This is a genomic window from Nocardiopsis sp. NPDC006832 (genome assembly GCF_040635885.1).
Classification (GTDB): domain Bacteria; phylum Actinomycetota; class Actinomycetes; order Streptosporangiales; family Streptosporangiaceae; genus Nocardiopsis.
Genome location: NZ_JBEYLC010000061.1, coordinates 15486 through 32711, shown reverse-complemented (window position 1 = coordinate 32711; position 17226 = coordinate 15486). Strand labels below are relative to the sequence as shown.

At 65.8% G+C, this 17226-nt stretch carries 17 protein-coding genes; 8 read left to right on the top strand and 9 right to left on the bottom strand.

Features of this window, described 5'->3' with window-relative positions:
- Positions 1–1495 (bottom strand): beta-ketoacyl synthase N-terminal-like domain-containing protein (locus tag ABZ717_RS23390; protein WP_358514002.1); only part of this gene is annotated, 1495 nt, incomplete at its 3' end.
- 165 nt (positions 1496–1660) lie between these two features.
- On the opposite strand from ABZ717_RS23390, the gene ABZ717_RS23385 reads away from it, so the two are divergent.
- The gene (locus ABZ717_RS23385) at positions 1661–2545 is read left to right on the top strand and encodes a TIGR03621 family F420-dependent LLM class oxidoreductase (protein ID WP_358514000.1); all 885 of its coding nucleotides are present in this window, start codon (positions 1661–1663) and stop codon (positions 2543–2545) included.
- On the opposite strand, the gene ABZ717_RS23380 is transcribed toward ABZ717_RS23385, so the two are convergent.
- Positions 2526–3701 carry a macrolide family glycosyltransferase gene (locus tag ABZ717_RS23380; protein WP_358514004.1) on the bottom strand — a complete coding sequence of 392 codons (1176 nt, stop codon included), beginning with the start codon at positions 3699–3701 and terminating at the stop codon, positions 2526–2528. The two genes, ABZ717_RS23385 and ABZ717_RS23380, sit on opposite strands and share 20 nt — an antisense overlap.
- A gap of 221 nt (positions 3702–3922) precedes the next feature.
- On the opposite strand from ABZ717_RS23380, the gene ABZ717_RS23375 reads away from it, so the two are divergent.
- Positions 3923–4096: a hypothetical protein gene (locus ABZ717_RS23375; protein WP_358513998.1), complete on the top strand. Its 174-nt coding sequence runs from the start codon at positions 3923–3925 to the stop codon at positions 4094–4096.
- 80 nt (positions 4097–4176) lie between these two features.
- The gene (locus ABZ717_RS23370) at positions 4177–4782 is read left to right on the top strand and encodes a dTDP-4-dehydrorhamnose 3,5-epimerase family protein (protein WP_358513996.1); all 606 of its coding nucleotides are present in this window, start codon (positions 4177–4179) and stop codon (positions 4780–4782) included.
- Between the two features lie 29 nt (positions 4783–4811).
- On the opposite strand, the gene ABZ717_RS23365 is transcribed toward ABZ717_RS23370, so the two are convergent.
- The 4 genes from ABZ717_RS23365 to ABZ717_RS23350 are packed head-to-tail and all read right to left on the bottom strand — an operon-like array spanning position 4812 to position 8280.
- Complete coding sequence (locus ABZ717_RS23365) at positions 4812–5417, bottom strand: response regulator transcription factor (protein WP_358513994.1); 606 nt, start codon at positions 5415–5417, stop codon at positions 4812–4814.
- Positions 5414–6637 carry a sensor histidine kinase gene (locus ABZ717_RS23360; protein WP_358513992.1) on the bottom strand — a complete coding sequence of 408 codons (1224 nt, stop codon included), beginning with the start codon at positions 6635–6637 and terminating at the stop codon, positions 5414–5416. Before ABZ717_RS23360 ends, ABZ717_RS23365 begins: the two co-directional genes overlap by 4 nt.
- Positions 6638–6652: 15 nt before the next feature.
- Complete coding sequence (locus ABZ717_RS23355; protein WP_358513990.1) at positions 6653–7408, bottom strand: ABC transporter permease; 756 nt, start codon at positions 7406–7408, stop codon at positions 6653–6655.
- Complete coding sequence (locus tag ABZ717_RS23350) at positions 7405–8280, bottom strand: ABC transporter ATP-binding protein (RefSeq protein WP_358513988.1); 876 nt, start codon at positions 8278–8280, stop codon at positions 7405–7407. The genes ABZ717_RS23355 and ABZ717_RS23350 overlap by 4 nt, the downstream gene beginning before the upstream one ends.
- Positions 8281–8830: 550 nt before the next feature.
- Between ABZ717_RS23350 and ABZ717_RS23345 the strand changes: the two genes are divergently transcribed.
- Complete coding sequence (locus ABZ717_RS23345; protein ID WP_358513986.1) at positions 8831–10057, top strand: class I SAM-dependent methyltransferase; 1227 nt, start codon at positions 8831–8833, stop codon at positions 10055–10057.
- Positions 10057–11442 carry an NDP-hexose 2,3-dehydratase family protein gene (locus tag ABZ717_RS23340; RefSeq protein WP_358513984.1) on the top strand — a complete coding sequence of 462 codons (1386 nt, stop codon included), beginning with the start codon at positions 10057–10059 and terminating at the stop codon, positions 11440–11442. The genes ABZ717_RS23345 and ABZ717_RS23340 overlap by 1 nt, the downstream gene beginning before the upstream one ends.
- A gap of 59 nt (positions 11443–11501) precedes the next feature.
- Here ABZ717_RS23340 and rfbB read toward each other — a convergent pair whose 3' ends face one another.
- From rfbB to ABZ717_RS23325, 3 genes are read right to left on the bottom strand one after another with little or no spacing between them, the layout of a single operon-like run.
- Positions 11502–12470 carry a dTDP-glucose 4,6-dehydratase gene (rfbB, locus tag ABZ717_RS23335; protein ID WP_358513982.1) on the bottom strand — a complete coding sequence of 323 codons (969 nt, stop codon included), beginning with the start codon at positions 12468–12470 and terminating at the stop codon, positions 11502–11504.
- A 7-nt stretch (positions 12471–12477) separates the two neighbouring features.
- Positions 12478–13365 carry a glucose-1-phosphate thymidylyltransferase RfbA gene (rfbA, locus tag ABZ717_RS23330; protein WP_304069506.1) on the bottom strand — a complete coding sequence of 296 codons (888 nt, stop codon included), beginning with the start codon at positions 13363–13365 and terminating at the stop codon, positions 12478–12480.
- A gap of 49 nt (positions 13366–13414) precedes the next feature.
- Complete coding sequence (locus ABZ717_RS23325; protein ID WP_358513980.1) at positions 13415–13834, bottom strand: cold shock domain-containing protein; 420 nt, start codon at positions 13832–13834, stop codon at positions 13415–13417.
- Between the two features lie 230 nt (positions 13835–14064).
- Here ABZ717_RS23325 and ABZ717_RS23320 point away from each other — a divergent pair, with 230 nt between their 5' ends.
- Genes ABZ717_RS23320 through ABZ717_RS23310 form a run of 3 tightly spaced genes read left to right on the top strand, consistent with a single transcriptional unit; the run spans position 14065 to position 17175 of the window.
- Positions 14065–15174, top strand: coding sequence for a DegT/DnrJ/EryC1/StrS family aminotransferase (locus ABZ717_RS23320; RefSeq protein ID WP_358513978.1), 1110 nt, complete (start codon positions 14065–14067; stop codon positions 15172–15174).
- A gap of 28 nt (positions 15175–15202) precedes the next feature.
- On the top strand, positions 15203–16516 hold the full coding sequence (locus tag ABZ717_RS23315; RefSeq protein WP_358513976.1) for an activator-dependent family glycosyltransferase: 1314 nt from the start codon (positions 15203–15205) through the stop codon (positions 16514–16516).
- Positions 16513–17175 (top strand): sulfotransferase family protein, encoded by a 663-nt coding sequence (locus tag ABZ717_RS23310; protein ID WP_358513974.1) that lies wholly within the window; start codon positions 16513–16515, stop codon positions 17173–17175. Before ABZ717_RS23315 ends, ABZ717_RS23310 begins: the two co-directional genes overlap by 4 nt.
- The last annotated feature ends 51 nt before the right edge of the window (positions 17176–17226 follow it).

The window sequence follows — 17226 nt, the reverse complement described above, 5'->3', positions numbered from 1 at the left end:
CCACGACCGCCACCCGATGGGGCAGTCCCGTGCGCCGGGTCGCCAGTGAGTGTCCGACGTCCGAGGGGTGCGCCGCGGGAGCGGCATCGACGAGGCGTCGGGCCTGCTCCTTGAGAGCGTTCGGGCCCTGGGCCGAGACCGTCCAGGCCACGGTCCGCGGGCCTTCCGTGGTCCTCTCGACGGTCTCGGTCCGTCCCGGTGCGCCGGTGACGACGACGTGGCAGTTGGTCCCGCCCATGCCGAACGACGAGACCCCGGCCACGTGCGGCGCCGGCCAAGGCATGCGTTCGGTCACGACCCTCAGGTTGAGCTCTTCCAAGGGGATGCTCGGGTTGGGCCGGGAGAAGTTGAGACTGGGGACGAGTGCTTCGTGATGGACCGACAGAACGGTCTTGAGCAGCCCGAGGATCCCTGCGGCACCTTCGAGGTGACCGATGTTGGTCTTGACCGATCCCACGAGCAGTGGTGAGCCCGGTTCCTGGGCGGCCCCCAGGGCCTCGCCCAGGGCGGCGGCTTCGATGGGGTCTCCGACGGGGGTGCCGGTGCCGTGCAGTTCCACGTATCCGACCGCCCCCGGTTCCACCCCGGCCCGGCGGTAGGCGGAATCGAGCAGCGCCGCCTGCGCGGGCGCGCTGGGCACCGTCAGGCCGCCCCCGCCCCCGTCGTTGTTCATGGCACTGCCCGCGAGGACCGCGTAGACCCGGTCACCGTCGGCCATCGCCTCGGCGAAGGGCTTCAGCACGACGAATCCGCCGCCCTCTCCTCGCACGAAGCCGTTGGCCCTCTCGTCGAAGGCGTAGCAGCGACCGTCGGGAGAGAGCGCCCCGAAGGCCCCCATACGAGCGGTGCCCCGGCCGGAGAGATTGAGGTGTACGCCCCCCGCGACGGCCACGTCGCACTGGCCGGAACGCAGGCTCTCGCAAGCCATGTGGACGGCCACCAGGGAGGACGACTGGCCCGTGTCCAGGACGAGGCTCGGGCCACGGAGCCCCATGGCGTAGGAGACGCGGTTGGCGATCATGCTCCTCGCCGCACCGGTGACCGCGTGCCGAGCGTCCACTCCGGTACCGGAGGCGTCACGGAGCACCGCGTAGTCGTCCCCGATCGCCCCCACGTAGAGACCCGTCGTGGGTAGGGAACGGACGTCCGTTCCCTGGTCCTCCAACGCCTCCCAGACCAGCTCCAGGGCGAGCCTTTGGTGCGGGTCCATCTCGGCGGCCTCTCTCGGGGAGATCCCGAAGAAGGGTGCGTCGAACGACTCGACGTCGTCCAGGAAGCCGCCCCGTGCGACGAACCCGGGCAGTCCAGGACCGTCGGACCAACGTCCCTCGGGAACCTCTCGGACCGCTTCGACCCCGGAACCGATCAGGGACCAGAGTTCATCGGGTCCATGCGCCATGGGAGCCCGGCAGGACATGCCGACGACGGCTATCGGGAGGTCTCCGGCCTCGTCGCTTCGGAAACCCGATCCGCCGAGCGTGAATTGCTGCACCATCTCCACCTTCCGGCGAGCACAGAACGAATGGCACACAGAGGTACTTGTCCGGTTTGAGCCTGCCCCTCGTCGTGGGGCGCCAACAACCCCTAACATCGCCCCCTAGGACCCCTGTTTGTGCACCTGCGGCGGACACGTAGGCGGTGGATTGGAATACTGGTCCACATGCTCGATAGACGACTCAGATTCGGCGTCGTACTGATCTCATCCGGCTGCACCGCAGCGGAGTGGGCGAAGAAGTGCGCACGGGCGGAAGCGTTGGGATACGACGTCATCGGGGTTCCCGATCACCTTAATTTGATGTCTCCCTTTCCTTCCATGGTGGCGGCCGGTTCGGCCACCAGCCGACCAAAGATCGCCGCTTATGTAATCAACAGCTGTTTCTACAATCACGCCCTTTTAGCCCGAGATGTGGCCACGACCGACCTTCTCCTCGACGGCAGGCTCGAAATCGGAATGGGAACCGGTTACGTCGAGCACGAATTCGTATCGGCCGACATCGAGTTCGGGAGTCCGGGGTCGCGGGTCCGGCGGCTGGAGGGGGCTCTGTCCGGTCTACGGGAGTTCCTGGACTCGGACGTGCTTCCGTACCCCGCGCAGCGTCCGCACCCGCCCCTGATGATCGGAGGCCACGGCGAACGTGTCCTGCGCCTGGCCGCCCACGAGGCGGAGATCGTCGGTTTCACGGGAGCGAGGTTTCGCCCTGAATACGGCAGGACCGGCCTGGTCGACGCACCGACACTGGAGAAGAGGGTCGACTTCGTGCGGGCGGAGACCTCCTACCGGCCCGATGGTGTGGAGTTCAACGTGCTGAGCAAGGCCACCGTCCTCACCGGCGACCGTCGCGCCGCCGGCGACCGACTCCGGGAGCGGTACGGGCCCGACCTGACCATCGATCAGGTCCTCGAACTCCCCACCGTGTTCGTCGGCCGCCCACGCGATATCGCCGAACAACTGGAGAGCCACACCGAAAGGTTCGGCATCACCTACTACACGGTGATGGAGGCCGCCATGGAGGACTTCGGGAAGGTCATCGAACTCGTGCGTTGACCGCACCCTCGACCACTCGAACCGCGGCCTCCACCCCACCGGCCCGTTCGAAGGCGCGGCGCATGTCCTCCACCGAGGTCCGCACCGTGTCGTCGGTCGAGATCTCGTCGGCGAGTCGACGCAGATGGTCCACCATGTCCTCCGGACCCTCCCGAAGCACCCTTCCCAGGTTGAGCTGCTCGATGCGGTCCGCGTTGGCGCGCTGTTCGCCCATCTGGGGCGCGGCGAGCATCGGGACACCGAAGCTCAGGGACTCCATGACGCTTCCCATCCCCGCGTGTGTGAGGAACAGCCGCGCGTGCCCGAGCACTTCCAGTTGCGGCACCGTCACGTGGACCTCGCAGTTGCGCGGGACCTCGCCGAGAACGGCCGGGTCGACGTGTCGTCCGATCACCAGGACCACGTGCCAGGACGAGTCACCGAAGGCCTGGATGACATCCCGGAAGAAGTCGGGCCGGTTGTGATAGAGGGTGCCGAGGGAGACCAGGAGCACGGGGCGGTCCGGCGGGGGCGTCCAGCCCTGGTCCCCTCGCCCCTCGCGCAGGCAGGGTCCGACGAAACGGAAGCTCTCGTCGAAGCTGTGCCCCTCGAACTGGAACTCCCGCGGCAGGAAGACGAGGTGTTCGGGAACACCACGGCCGAGCGAGTCCATGAGCTCGACCAGGGTGAGCCCCTCCTTGATCGCCATCCGCCGCATGCGAAGGATGAACCCGTAGAGCCTCGGGTCCAGCTTGTTGAACTTGACGTACTCGTCGGTCAGCGACCACGCGTCGTTGGACACGAAGTTGGGCCAGGAGGGCACCGCCGGTATGCCGTGCCGGTAGGCCAGCAGGCGACCCCACCAGGCGACCAGGCCATCGAAGACCACGAGGTCCGGTCGATTCCGCGCGAACCAACCGTCAAGGCTCTCGGAGAGGTGCCGGGTCTCCCTCAGCCCGGACAGGAGGCCTCGGGTGACGTCGAGTCCGCTCAGCGTGAGGGGCTTGGCCTCCGAACCGGGCATCGTGGTCTGGTACGGCACCGGTTCGGCACCGGCCTCCTTGACCCGACCCTCGTGTTCCTCCGTGACGAAATAGCTCACTCGGTGTCTTCTCCGGACGAGCGCCGAGACCAGGCCCAGTGTCGGGTTGATGTGTCCTGTGGCCGGGGGGGCCATGAAGACGAAATGTGCCACGTCGACTCCGTCGCTTACTCCTAGATTAGACTTTCGGTCAGACTAGTGATTTTTCGGGCATCAGACCAATGACAACTGTCATCCCGTTCGCATGATATTCACCCTAAGCACGGACACGATCGGAACGACATCATGAAAGTGGATCGAGAATGAGAATTCAGAGATCTCCGTAGTCTCCGCAGCAGAAGTGAAAGGTCTCCGTCATGAACGAGAACACCAAGCAGATCGTCGTCATGTCCGCCACCTCGGTCGCCGGTGGTGTGATCGGAGGCGTCGCCGGCCTGTTCGTACTCGGCCCGCACATCCTCATCCCGATCGGTGTGGTGATCGGCATCGCGGTCGGGCTCAGCCTGAGCAAGCGCAGCCGCCAGGCCTGACCCACCCCTTCCGAAGCCGGACGACCCGCAGCCGTTCACACTCGTCCCAGCTCGAAGAAACAGCTCATCGGAGAGACATCATGGAGTTTCGCCACCTCTCGGTGGAGGGAGCCGTGGAGTTCGGTTTCCCCGTGTTCCCCGATGACCGGGGATGCTTCGCGTCCTCGCTCATGGAGTCCGACTTCGTGCGCGCGCTCGGGCGCCGGCCCTTCCGGCCCGGTCAGGTCAGCTTCACCCGCTCCCGCAAGGGTGTGGTGCGCGGGGTCCACTACACGGCCACCCCTCCGGGGTGCGCCAAGTTCGTGCACTGCCCGGCCGGACGTGCGCTCGACATGGTCGTGGACCTCAGGGTCGGCTCACCCACCTGGGGGCGGTGGGACTCGGTGCTCATCGGCCCCGACTCACCGAAGGCGGTCTACCTTCCCGTCGGGGTGGGACACGCCGTACTGGCACTTGAGGAGGGGACGGTGATCACCTATCTCCTCTCGGAGGAGTACGTGCCCGCGAACGAGTTGGGGGTCGACGTCCACGATCCGGAGTTGGGGCTACCCCTACCGGAGGGATCGGGTCTCATCCGGTCCACCCGTGACGCTTCCGCCCCCACGGTGGCGAAGGCGCTCGAAGCGGGACTGCTGCCCACGTATGAGGACTCCATCGCCGGGGAGAAGGCCCTGACCGAGGCCTGAGGACACCCGGCCCGGGAGCGCCCCACCGCTCACAGCCAACCGCGGCCCTGAGCCACCAGGGCCGCCTCGGACCGGGTCCGGGTGTCCGTCTTGCCGATCGCCGAGGACAGGTGATTGCGCACCGTCCCCTCCTTGAGGAACAACCGCTTGGCCGTTTCGGTGATGGTGTCCCCCTCCAGCACCCCCAGGAGTACTTCCTTCTCCCTGGAGGTGAGGGGGTTGATGCCGTGGGTGAGGGACTCCGCGGCCAGTGTCGGATCCACGACCCTGACCCCCTTGCTCACCTTGCGCACGGCCTTCGCCAGCTCCTCGGGAGGCGCGTCCTTGACCATGAAACCCGTGGCTCCGGCGGACATGGCGCGAACCAGATAGCCGGGCCGGCTGAAGGTGGTGCAGATCAGGACCCGGCACCCCGGGACGTTTCGGCGTAGCTCCTCCGCGGCGGCGAATCCGTCCTTGCCGGGCATCTGGATGTCGAGCAGGGCCACGTCCGGACTCGTCTCACGAGCCGCGGCGAGTACCTCTTCCCCGGTACCCACCTGGGCCACGACCGTGATGTCGGATTCGAGGTCGAGCATGGCGGCGAGCGCGCCGCGGATCAACGCCTGGTCGTCCGCCACGAGGACACGGATCATTCGTTGCTCCCATCAGTCTCCGGTGGAGCCGATCCGCCACCCTCGAAGTCGTCCTCGGGGTGGAGGGCCGCCGCCACGTAGAACCCTCCGTCGGGGCGCCGACCGAACCTGAGTTCGCCCCCTTGATCCGTGATCCTCTCCTCCAGGCCGCGCAGACCATTCCCCTTGACCACGGGTCCAACGCCCGGACCGTTGTCCAGCACCTCCACGCCGTTCCTGTCGAGGCGGATCTCGACCACCGTGGCGTCCGAGTGCCGTACCGCGTTGGTCACCGCCTCTCGGACCACGTAGCCGAGCACCCGTTGCGCGTCCGAGGAGACCTCGTCCACCGCTCGTGGAAGGCGTGGAACGATCCCCACGGAGCGGAGGACGACTCCGGCCCCCGCGATCTCGCCCGCCAGTGTCACCGATCGGTAGTCCGACACCGTGGCTCGAACGTCCGACAGCGACTGCCGGGCCACCTGTTCGACCTCTCCCGCCTGTCGCGCCTCCTGCTCGTGTCCGGCGTGTTCGAGGACGCGTCGGAGCACCCCCGCCTGGACGGTGATGGAGGTGAGGCTGTGGCCCAGGATGTCGTGGAGTTCCCGGGCGACACGTTCACGTTCCTTCACGACGGCGAACTCCGCCACCTCGTCCCTGGCCCTGCGCAACTCACCGTTGGCGTCCACCAGGCGGATGAACAGGATCATCGCGATGCCGACGGAGGCCAGTAGGACCAGGTCGGAGAGCACCGAGATGATCTCCCCGGTGAAGAACGCGACGCCGGCGAGGGCACCGACCACCAAGAGCACCACACCGGTCGCCACCACGGTGCGGGAGAAGGCGGTGATCACGCAGAGGGCGAAGACCAGGACCCATGCGTTCTCCAACCCGGCGAGTGTGACCAGCGCACCTCCCAGGAGCAGGAGCAGGGCGCACATGAGCATTCGTACGAACCACGCCTTCGACTCCCCCAGGATCACGAAGATCAGATAGGAGACGACGTAGGCGAACCCGATCCCGAGGACCCACGCGCCCGGTTCCGCGTCCAGGCCCTCCGCCACGGTCAGTCCGTACGGCAGCATCAGCAGGCTGAACAACAGGGTCAATCCGGCGGAGACCCACAGTGCCCCGCTGCCATGGGAGGAGTGGGAGGGCGGGTCGAAAAGTCGCCGGCCGACCTCATCGATGGATCGTCCCAGCGATGCGGTCGGCCGTTCCTGCGCGCCTGGGTGGTTCATGAAGAGCCGTTCCGGTCAGGTACGTGCGGAGTCATGACGATAGCGCCAGCCCACGGCCACGGCGAGAGCCACCGTCCACGCCGTGAGCGCCGCCGCGGAGTACAGAAGGGGCTGCGCCTCCACACCGATGGCGGCGGCCATCCCGGACTTGCCCAACTCCGCCAACCAATAACTCGGGGTCACGTAGGAGACGTAGAGGAACCACTCCGGAAGGGTCTGGAGGGGGATGAACAACCCACCGAAGATTGCGAGTACGAGCATGCCGATGATCGTGATCTGCTGGACGTTCTCGCGCGTTCCCACCTGCCCCACGAGGAGACCCAGGATGGCGAAGGGCAGCCCTCCCAGAGTCACGAGCAGGGTCACCGAGACCCAGGCGGCCGGGTCGAGACGCACTCCGAGGAAGACGGCGGCCACGAAGGCGACCGCCAGCGGTGGCGGGACGGCCACCAACATGCCGACGGAGACCTTCCCCAAGAGGTAGCCAGAACTCGACAGGGGTGTCAGCCGGAGCTGACGCTGCCAGCCCGCCTGCCGCTCGTTGACCACTCGCGCACCGACGAGCATGCCGGAGATCAGTACGCCCCAGGCGGCCATGCTCGGCATGAGGATCGTGGCCGGGTCGTAGGCGTCGTGGGAGTCGGGCCACTCGGCCTGGAAGATGATCACTTCCAGCACGTAGAAAGCGGCCGGGAAACCGAGGACGAAGAGAAGGGTTCCGGGTTCCCTGAGCACCCGGCGAAGCTCCAGCTTCAGGTATCCGACGTTCATGACTGTTCGTCCTCATCTAGGTTGCCGGTCAGGACGAGGAAGGCTTCGTCCAGACCGACGCCGACCACCTCGATGTTCACCGCCTCCGGGAACCGGTCCAGGAGGGCCCGGAGCGTTCTGTCGGAGTTGGAACTGAGAATGACCACCTTGTCCAGGCGCACGTCCGCGCTCACGACGAACGGCAAATCCAGGACTTCCTCCTGGGACACGTCGGGGACGGTGGCCGTCAGGGTCCGGCCCTCCGCGAGCGCCCTGACCTCTTCGACGCTCCCGTCCGCGGCCACCTGCCCGTCCCGGAGGAAGACGATTCGGTCGGCGACCTCCTCCGCCTCCTCCATGTAGTGGGTGGCGAAGATGACGGTGTGCCCGCTCTGGGTGAACTTCTTCATCGACTCCCAGAAGTACTTCCGGGTGGCGACGTCCATACCGGCCGTCGGTTCGTCGAGGATCAGCAGATCCGGGTCGGAGACCATCGCGATGGCGAAACGGACACGCTGCTTCTGGCCGCCGGAGAGCTTGGTCGACCTACGTCGGGCCAGGTCCTCGATACCCGCCCTGTTCAAGGCCTCGGTAACGGTGAGCGGGGAACGGTGGAGGGACGCCACCATCGCCACCATCTCCCCTACGGTGGCATCGTCGAGCAGGGCCCCGTCCTGGAGCATCGCCCCGATCCGACCCTCCTTCACCGCTTCGCCCGGTTCCGCGCCGAAGACCAGGACCTCGCCCTTGTCCGGGCGGGTGAGGCCGGTGATCATGTCGATGGTGGTCGATTTGCCCGCCCCGTTGGGCCCCAAGAGCGCCACGACCTCACCCGGCGCGATGGTCAAGTCGATGCCATCGACCGCGTGCACCGTCCCGTAACTCTTGCGCAACCCCGATATGTACAGTGCTGGAGTATCACCGACACGCACGACCGATCGCACCTTTCCTCTATCCTGTCCGTTTCCCATGGAACCGATTATGTGGTCACGGCGACCGACTCGCCTAGATCGTCTATCACGGGTCGACCATGATGATTGTCATCTCCGTTGTCACCCACGTAGCGTGCCCTGCACGAATCACGATGCACAGGCCACCGGAACGAACATCGCCTGTTCCGAACAAGGAGTAGAGGACACACTGTCGAAGAGCCCCGCCCCACCCGTGTCTCCAGCGAGAACACGGATCGGGTTCTCTCGGTATACCAGGGTCTGAGAGCCCGTCGAAGACCCTGGGCCCCCTAGCCGACCCCTATCAACGAACGCGGCCCCGGAAAGGAAAAATACGGGTGGCATTCGAGCCCTCCACCAGGGAAACATGAACCGCGAATCTGCGCTCCGGAACCGGAGCACATTGATCGTGCGAAAAATCGGCTTACGCCGTTTCCCGGCTGCCGGGCCGGTGGTCGACCGAACCCTGGTTGCTTCTCCTGAGGAGGACGAAATGCCCGCGGGCTCCACATGCCGAATCTGTTCCGGAACACTGCGTGAGTTCATCGACTTCGGACGCCAACCACTGTCCAACCGATTCGTGCGACCGGAGGACATCGAGGGCGAGACCTTCTTCAGGCTCGCCACGGGCGTCTGCGAGAGCTGCACGATGGTGCAGCTCATGGAGGAGGTGCCCCGTGAACTGATGTTCAACGAGGACTATCCCTACGTCTCCGCGGGGTCGAGTGTCATGCGCGAGCACTTCGCGTCCATCGCTCGCCGCTTCCTCAACACCCACCTCAAGGGCGAGGACACCTTCGCGATCGAACTCGGGAGCAACGACGGGACGATGCTGCGGACCATCGCCGAAGCCGGGGTCCGCCACCTGGGCGTCGACCCCTCCGGCGGGGTCGGTGAGACGGCTCGGGAGCAGGGCGTTCGGGTGCTGGTCGACTTCTTCGAGAAGGAGAGCGCCGAACGCATCATGGCCGAGGACGGCCCCGCGAACGTCATCTACGCCGCGAACACCCTGTGCCACATCCCCTACCTCGACTCCGTCTTCCAGGGGATCGCGCTGCTCCTGGCGAAGGACGGTGTCTTCGTCTTCGAGGACCCCTACTTCGGGGACGTTCTCCAGCGCAACTCCTTCGACCAGATCTACGACGAGCACTACTACTACTTCACCGCGCGCTCGGTACAGGCGCTGGCCGCCCGATACGGTCTCGAACTGGTCGAGGTCGAACGGCTGCCCGTCCACGGTGGCGAGGTGCGCTACACGCTCGCCCACGCCGGCGCCCGCACGCCGAGCCTCGCCGTCCCCGAGCTGATCTCCGAGGAGGACGCCTCAGGGGTCTCGAAGTTGGAGACCTTGGAGGCGTTCAGCGCCAAGGTCGACGCGATTCGGGACGACCTCGTCGGCCTGTTGAGGGATCTGAAGGAGCAGGGCAAGACCGTTGTCGCGTACGGGGCCACCGCCAAGAGCGCGACCGTCGCGAACTACTTCGGGATCGGCCCCGACCTGGTGGAGTTCGTCTGCGACACCACGCCGGCCAAGCAGGGACGACTCACACCGGGCATGCACATCCCGGTGCGACCCGCACAGGCCTTCACCGACCCCTACCCCGACTACGCGCTGCTCTTCGCGTGGAACCACGCCGAGGAGATCATGGCCAAGGAAGAGGGGTTCCGGGCATCCGGAGGCAAGTGGATCCGCTACGTTCCCGACGTCACCGTCTCCTGATGGCGGCGCTGACGGGGTGGGCCGTCGACGTCGTCGCCCGTTCCGCGTCGGCGGAGACACCCGGGCGCTTCGGCCCGGACGAGGTCAGGGAGTGGTTCTCCGAACTGGCCGCGCACACCGGTGTACAGGTGGACAGGGCACCGCTGGACGGTCTCGAAGGTTGGGACGAGGTGCCGGACACCGGCGACATCGGGCACCACAGCGGTGGGTTCTTCAGTGTGCGCGGCCTGCGGGTCCGCGATCCCGAGAACCGTGAGGAGCCCGGTTGGTCCCAACCCATCATCGACCAGCCGGAGATCGGTGTCCTCGGCATCCTGATCAAGGAGTTCGAAGGTGTGCCGTACCTGCTGATGCAGGCGAAGATGGAACCGGGGAACGTCAACCTCTTCCAGCTCTCCCCCACCGTTCAGGCGACCCGGAGCAATTACACAGGGGTGCACCGTGGCCGGTCCGTGCCCTACGTGGAGCACTTCCTGGATCCCCCACCGGGGAGCGTCCTCGCCGACTCGCTCCAGTCGGAGCAGGGTTCGTGGTTCCTCCGCAAGCACAACCGGAACATGGTGGTGCTCGCCGGTGACGAGGACGTCCCGCTGCGGGAGGGCTTTTGCTGGCTGACCTTGAAGCAGGTACACGAATTGCTCGCCGAGGACGACCTGGTGAACATGGACACCAGGACCGTACTCTCGTGTCTGCCGTCCCACACGCGTGACCCCGACGACGGCGCTCTGCTCTCGATGTCGGAGATCCTCAGCACGATCACCGCGGCCCGCTCGCTGACCGCCATGTCCGCCTCGCCCGTACCGTTGCGAACGATCGAGGGATGGCACCGAACGGCGGGGGAGATCAGGCACCTGGAGGACCTGCACTTCAGGGTGATCGGTGTGGACGTGGCGACGAGGGGCCGAGAGGTCAGGAAGTGGTCGCAACCGATGATCGAACCCCGTGGGCTCGGCTTGGCCGCCGTGGTGACACGCCGGGCGAACGGGGTCACGCACCTGCTCCTGAGGGCGACCGCGGAACCCGGTCTGCGAGAGACCGTCGAACTGGGCCCGACGCTCCAGCTCGCGTGCGAGGGCGAACTCGGGTCCGGTTCGCACGGGTCGTTGTCGGACGAGATGTCGAAGGCCCCGGGACGCAGGGTCCTCTTCGACGCCGTCCAGTCCGAGGAGGGAGGCCGCTTCTTCCACGCTCGAACACGCAACCTCGTGGTGGAACGCGGAGAACGGCCGCTTCCGGAGGAGGACCTCCCCGATCACCTGTGGGTGTCGCTTCCACAGGTGGACGCCCTTCTCCGACACAGCCACTACCTGAACATCCAGGCTCGGAGTCTGGTCGCCTGTGTCCGAAGCCTCTCCGACGACCATGGTTCACCGGCCGACCGGTAGCGCCGAAGGGTTCCGGCCGGGCCACGAGAGGGGGTGCTCACCCTCGTGGTCCGGCCGGTTCAGCGCACCCCGAAGCCCTCCCACCAGTCCTGGTTCTCGCGGTACCACTCCACCGTGGACTTCAGTCCTTCGGAGATCTCCACGCGCGGTTCGTAGCCGAACTCGTCGAACATCTTGCTGTAGTCCACGGAATAACGCAGATCGTGCCCGAGTCGGTCCTCCGACCGCACCACCAGGCTCGGATCGGCTCCGGTGTGCTTCACAAGGATGTCCGCCAGTTCCCGGTTCGTGAGTTCGCTGCCGCCACCGATGTTGTAGACCTCTCCCGGCCGGCCGCCCTTCGCCACGAGCGCCACCCCCCAGCAGTGGTCGCTCACGTGCAGCCACTCGCGGACGTTGGAGCCGTCACCGTACAGCGGCACGCTCCGCCCCTGGTAGAGGTTGGTGACGAAGCGGGGGATCAGTTTCTCCGGGTACTGCCGCGACCCGTAGTTGTTGGAGCAGCGGGTCACGGAGACGTCGAGACCGTGGGTGCGGTGGTAGGACCGCACCAGGAGGTCGGAGGCGGCCTTCGACGCCGCGTAGGGCGAGTTGGGCTCCAACGGGCACCATTCGTCCCAGGAGCCCTTGGCTATGGACCCGTACACCTCGTCGGTGGAGACGTGCACGAACTTACCGACCCCGTTCCGGAGCGAGCACTCCAGGAGGTTCTGGGTACCGAGCACGTTCGTCCTGACGAAGGCGGCGGAGTCCACGATGGATCTATCGACGTGGGACTCCGCCGCGAAGTGGACCACCAGGTCCACACCCTTCATCAGCTCATCGACCGATGGGTCACAGATGTCGATCTCTGCGAAACGGATGCGCGGGTCGACCCGTCCGGTGAACAACCGGTGATCGCCCGCGTAGGTGAGTTTGTCGACGACCACCACCTCGGTGGCGGGCAGATCCGGGTAACGGCCGTCGAGAAGGTTGTGCAGAAAATGGGATCCGATGAAACCGGCACCACCGGTGACCATGATTCGCATGAGATTTCTACTCCAGTTTCCCCATCGCCTTTTCTTCTGCAATTCTCATGACATAGTTTCCGTAATCGTTTCCACCCAACGCCGCCCCCAGTCGATAACAGGATTCGGCGTCGATGTACCCCATCCGCAAAGCCACCTCCTCCAGGCATGCGATACGGATTCCCTGCCTCTGTTCCATCACCTGGACGAACTGGCAGGCCTGCAGGAAGGTATCGTGCGTTCCCGTGTCCAACCAGGCGAACCCTCGGCCGAGGTCCACCATTTCGGCCCGCCCCTGCTCCATGTAGATCCGGTTGACGTCGGTGATCTCCAGTTCCCCACGCTCCGAGGGACGAATGTCCTTCGCGATGTCGACCACCGTGGAATCATAGAAATAGAGGCCGGTTACGGCGCGATTGGAACGCGGCTCGGCCGGCTTTTCCTGGAGATCGGTGAGTCTGCCCTGGTCGTCGGTCACCCCGACCCCGTACCGCGAAGGGTCGTTGACCGGGTAGCCGAAGAGAACACATCCGTCGACATCCTGCGCCTTGTCCTGGAGGATGGACGAGAAAACCGGACCGTGGAAGATGTTGTCGCCCAAAATCAGCGCCGAACTGTCGTCACCGACATGGTCGGCTCCGAGGACGAACGCCTCGGCGATCCCCCGAGGCTTGGTCTGTTCGGCGTAGGTCAGATTGATCCCCAACCAGGATCCGTCGCCCAACAGGCCCCTGAAGAGCGCCATGTCCCGGGGCGTCGTGATGATCAGGATATCCCGCACACCGGCCAGCATCAGGACGGAAAGCGGATAGTAGATCATCGGCTTGTTGTAAACCGGCAGAATCTGCTTGGAGATCGATATCGTTGCCGGGTGCAACCGGGTTCCCGACCCACCCGCGAGGAGGATGCCCTTCATGGGGTGTCCTCTCCGGTACCTGAACGGCCATGTGCCGGGGCCGCGCCGTTCACCGGACCCAGCCTCGTTCCAGCGCCATCTCGCCGACCGCTTCACGCAGAGCCACGATCTGAGCGCCGTTCAGGTCGGGCACCCTTGCGAGGAACTCCTCGGTGAGCAGATGCCGCAGCTCGCCCCGGGAGAGGTCCGGCCCCTGCGTCGCGGGCCCGGCACCCGACTCACCGTTCGTGACGCCGGCGGGGGAGCCGACGTCCTCATCGGTGGGTTCGAGCAACCGGACCTCGAAGGCCTTTCGGCCACGGTGCCCGTTGACCGCGTCGAAGCGGACCCTTCGTCCGGCCTGGAGTTCGGATTTCAGCTCCTCTTCCAACCCCGAGGCGTGGATGAAGACATCCTCGCCGCCGGAGTCCGGTTCGATGAATCCATAACCGCGTTCCTCATCGAACCGTACGACTACTCCTGTCTCCACCAGAACACCATCAATCTTCAAGGCGACCAGATCAAAAGTAGGCTTGCACAGCCGAAACCACGACCGGAACCCCTTGCACCCCCTAGTCTTCGGACGCCGCCCCCTCCCACGCTTCCTAGGGGCCCTTAAAAATCCCACGGGCCTGGAAATGTCCAGGTGGTCATCCATATATTTTCGTGAGTGTGCCCTCACGAAAGGGTGAAGTGAAATTCAGGCAGGCTAGGGGATCCATGAGTATTTACGTGTGGAACTACCTTGACGAGTACGAGCGCGAGAAGGAAGAAATCCTCGACGCCGTCGTCAAGGTGTTCGAGTCCGGACAGCTGATCATGGGGCCCAGTGTCCGCGCGTTCGAGGAAGAGTTCGCGGGCTATCACGGCCTGCCGCACGGCCTCGGCGTGGACAACGGGACCAATGCCCTGGTCCTGGCCCTGCGCGCCCTGGGCGTCGGCCCGGGCGACGAGGTCATCACCGTCTCCAACACCGCCGCGCCGACGGTCATCGCGATCGACCAGATCGGTGCGAAACCGGTGTTCGTCGACGTGAACGAAGCCGACTACCTCGTGAACACGGACCTGATCGAAGAGCAGATCACCGAACGCACCCGGTGCCTGTTGGTGGTGCACCTCTACGGTCAGTGCGCGGACATGGACACCATTCAGTCCATCGCCGACCGGCACGGCATCCCGATCCTGGAGGACTGCGCCCAGTCGCACGGAGCGCGCCGATGGGGCCGGTTGGCCGGCACCTTCGGGAAGATAGCGGCTTTCTCCTTCTACCCCACCAAGGTCCTCGGTGCCTACGGTGACGGGGGCGCGATCCTCAGCAACGACGATGAGACCGACGCGTCGCTACGCCGACTGCGCTACTACGGCATGGAGAGCCAGTACTACGTGGTCGACACCCCCGGCCACAACAGTCGCCTGGACGAGGTCCAGGCCGAGATCCTTCGCCGGAAGCTGACCAGGCTCGACACCTACACGGAAGGGCGCCGTCGGGTCGCCCGCCGGTACGCGGAGGCCCTCTCCGACACCGAGCTGGTCCTTCCCCACGTCAACGATGGCAACGAGCACGTGTACTACGTCTACGTGGTCCGGCATCCTCGACGCGACGAGATCATCTCCGAACTTCGATCCCACGGGATCTCGCTCAACATCAGTTACCCGTGGCCGGTGCACACCATGACGGGGTTCTCCCACCTGGGCTACGAGAAGGGTTCGCTTCCGGTCACGGAGCGGCTCTCCGGGGAGATCTTCTCCCTTCCCATGTACCCCTCTCTTCCCGAGGACCGTCAGGAGCAGGTCATCAAGGCCATGCGCGAAGTCCTCGGTGCCGCCTGACCTCCGACAGAAACCGGAAACCCGCCTCATGCGTATTCTCTTCGCCACCATCGGCGAACCTTCGCACTTGGACCCCCAGGTCCCGCTGGCCTGGGCACTGATCTCCGCGGGCCACGAAGTACGGGTGGCCAGCGGACCGGCGATGACCGACCTGATCGCCGCCGCCGGGCTGCCGCCCGTCGCGGTCGGCGAGGACCACGGCATGGACGAGTTGCTGCGTGCAGCGGAGTCGGATGCCGGCGGGTCGATCGAGAACGAGATCGCCGACTGGAGCCACCCCTTCGACGAGTCCCTGACCTGGCCGGAGGTGCTGATCAAGTACCAGGCCTCGGTGCCGTATGGCTACCAGCCCTACAACGACCCGATCCTCGAAGGACTGGTCGACTTCGCGCGGAAGTGGCAACCGGACCTGGTGATCTGGGACCCGGTCACCTACGCGGGGGCCGTCGCGGCGGAGGCGATCGGCGCCGCGCACGCCCGGTTGCTGTGGTCGGTCGACATCTACTCGACGATGTACCGGACCTGGCAGAGACTGAGCATGGAACAGCCTCTGGAGGAGCGGCACGACCCCCTCCGGGACTGGCTCACGCCCGCCTTGCACAAGGTCGGAGCCGAGTTCTCCGAAGAGATCCTGACCGGTCAGTGGACCATCGACCTGGTTCCCGACTCCCTCCAGTTCGAGTTGGAGACACCGCGCCTTCCGGTGCGCTACGTACCGTTCCACACGCGGCGCCCGGCCCCTTCGTGGATCCACGAACAGCCCGTGCGGCCCCGGGTCGCGCTCTCCGGTCGCGGGTCGCTCGACGCGAAACTCAACAGCAGCATCTTCCCGGTCAAGGCGACCATCGAGGCCCTGGCCGAGATGGACGTCGAAGTCGTGGCCGTCCTGAGCGAGGACGAGCGAGAGCAGCTGGGAACGGTACCGGAGAACATCCGTCTCGTGGACTTCGTACCGTTCCACATGCTCCTGCCCACCTGCTCCGCCCTGATCCACCACGGTGGGTTCGGTGCCGCCTCCACCGCCGCCCTCAACGGCGTGCCCCAGCTCCTCCTTCCCATCAGGCACGCGGACGCGTGGGTCCGGGCCGAGCACTTGGCGCAGGCCGGCGCCGGTCTGTTCCACCACGCGCTGGAGGCCGACACCGGCACGATCCGAAAGTCCCTGACGAGACTTCTCGAAGAGCGCTCCTTCAGGGAGAAGGCCTGGGACCTCCAACAACAGATGGTGATGACGGCGACCCCGAACGACATCGTGGCCGACCTCGAACGGTTGACGCACCGGCACCGCAGGGATTCGGACGGCGCGAACACCCCGGGAACCTGGACGGGTGGTCGGGCATGAAGGTCATTGGAGCGGGGTTCGGTCGTACCGGGACCTACTCCCTCAAGGTGGCGCTGGAGCAGATCGGGTTCGGCCCGTGCGACCACATGTACGAGATCGCCGAGCGACCGGAGCGGATCCACAAGTGGCTCGACGTCGTCGAAGGCCGTTCCAAGGACTGGGACGCGCTGTTCGCCGGGTACGAGAGCGGCGTCGACTGGCCCACGGCGGCCTACTGGCGGGAACTCTCGGAGCACTACCCCGAGGCGAAGATCGTGCTCACCGTCCGTGATCCGAACAAGTGGTACGAGAGCACCCAGCAGACGGTGTTCAAGCGGAACCCCTGGGTCCGGCCGCTGACCTGGCTCGCGGAGCGGCAGAGCCCTGACCTGAGGGCGTTCCTGCGGATGGACCGGGCCAGCGTGGTCGACCGCGTCTTCGGCGGTTCGGTCCACGACAAACAGCACATGATCTCGGTGTTCGAGCGGCACATCGCCGAGGTCCGAGCGACGATCCCCTCGGAGCGCCTCCTCGTCTATGAGTTGGGGCAGGGATGGGAGCCGCTCTGCGAGTTCTTGGACGTCCCCGCGCCGAACACGCCCTTCCCCCGGTTGAACAAGCGCAGTGAGTTCAGCAAGGAGTCCAACAAGCACATCCAGAAGTTGATGTCCTCACGCTGAGGAGAGCACTGGACCGTGTCGCGAGCGGGCCGCCCTGTCCAGGGGCGGCCC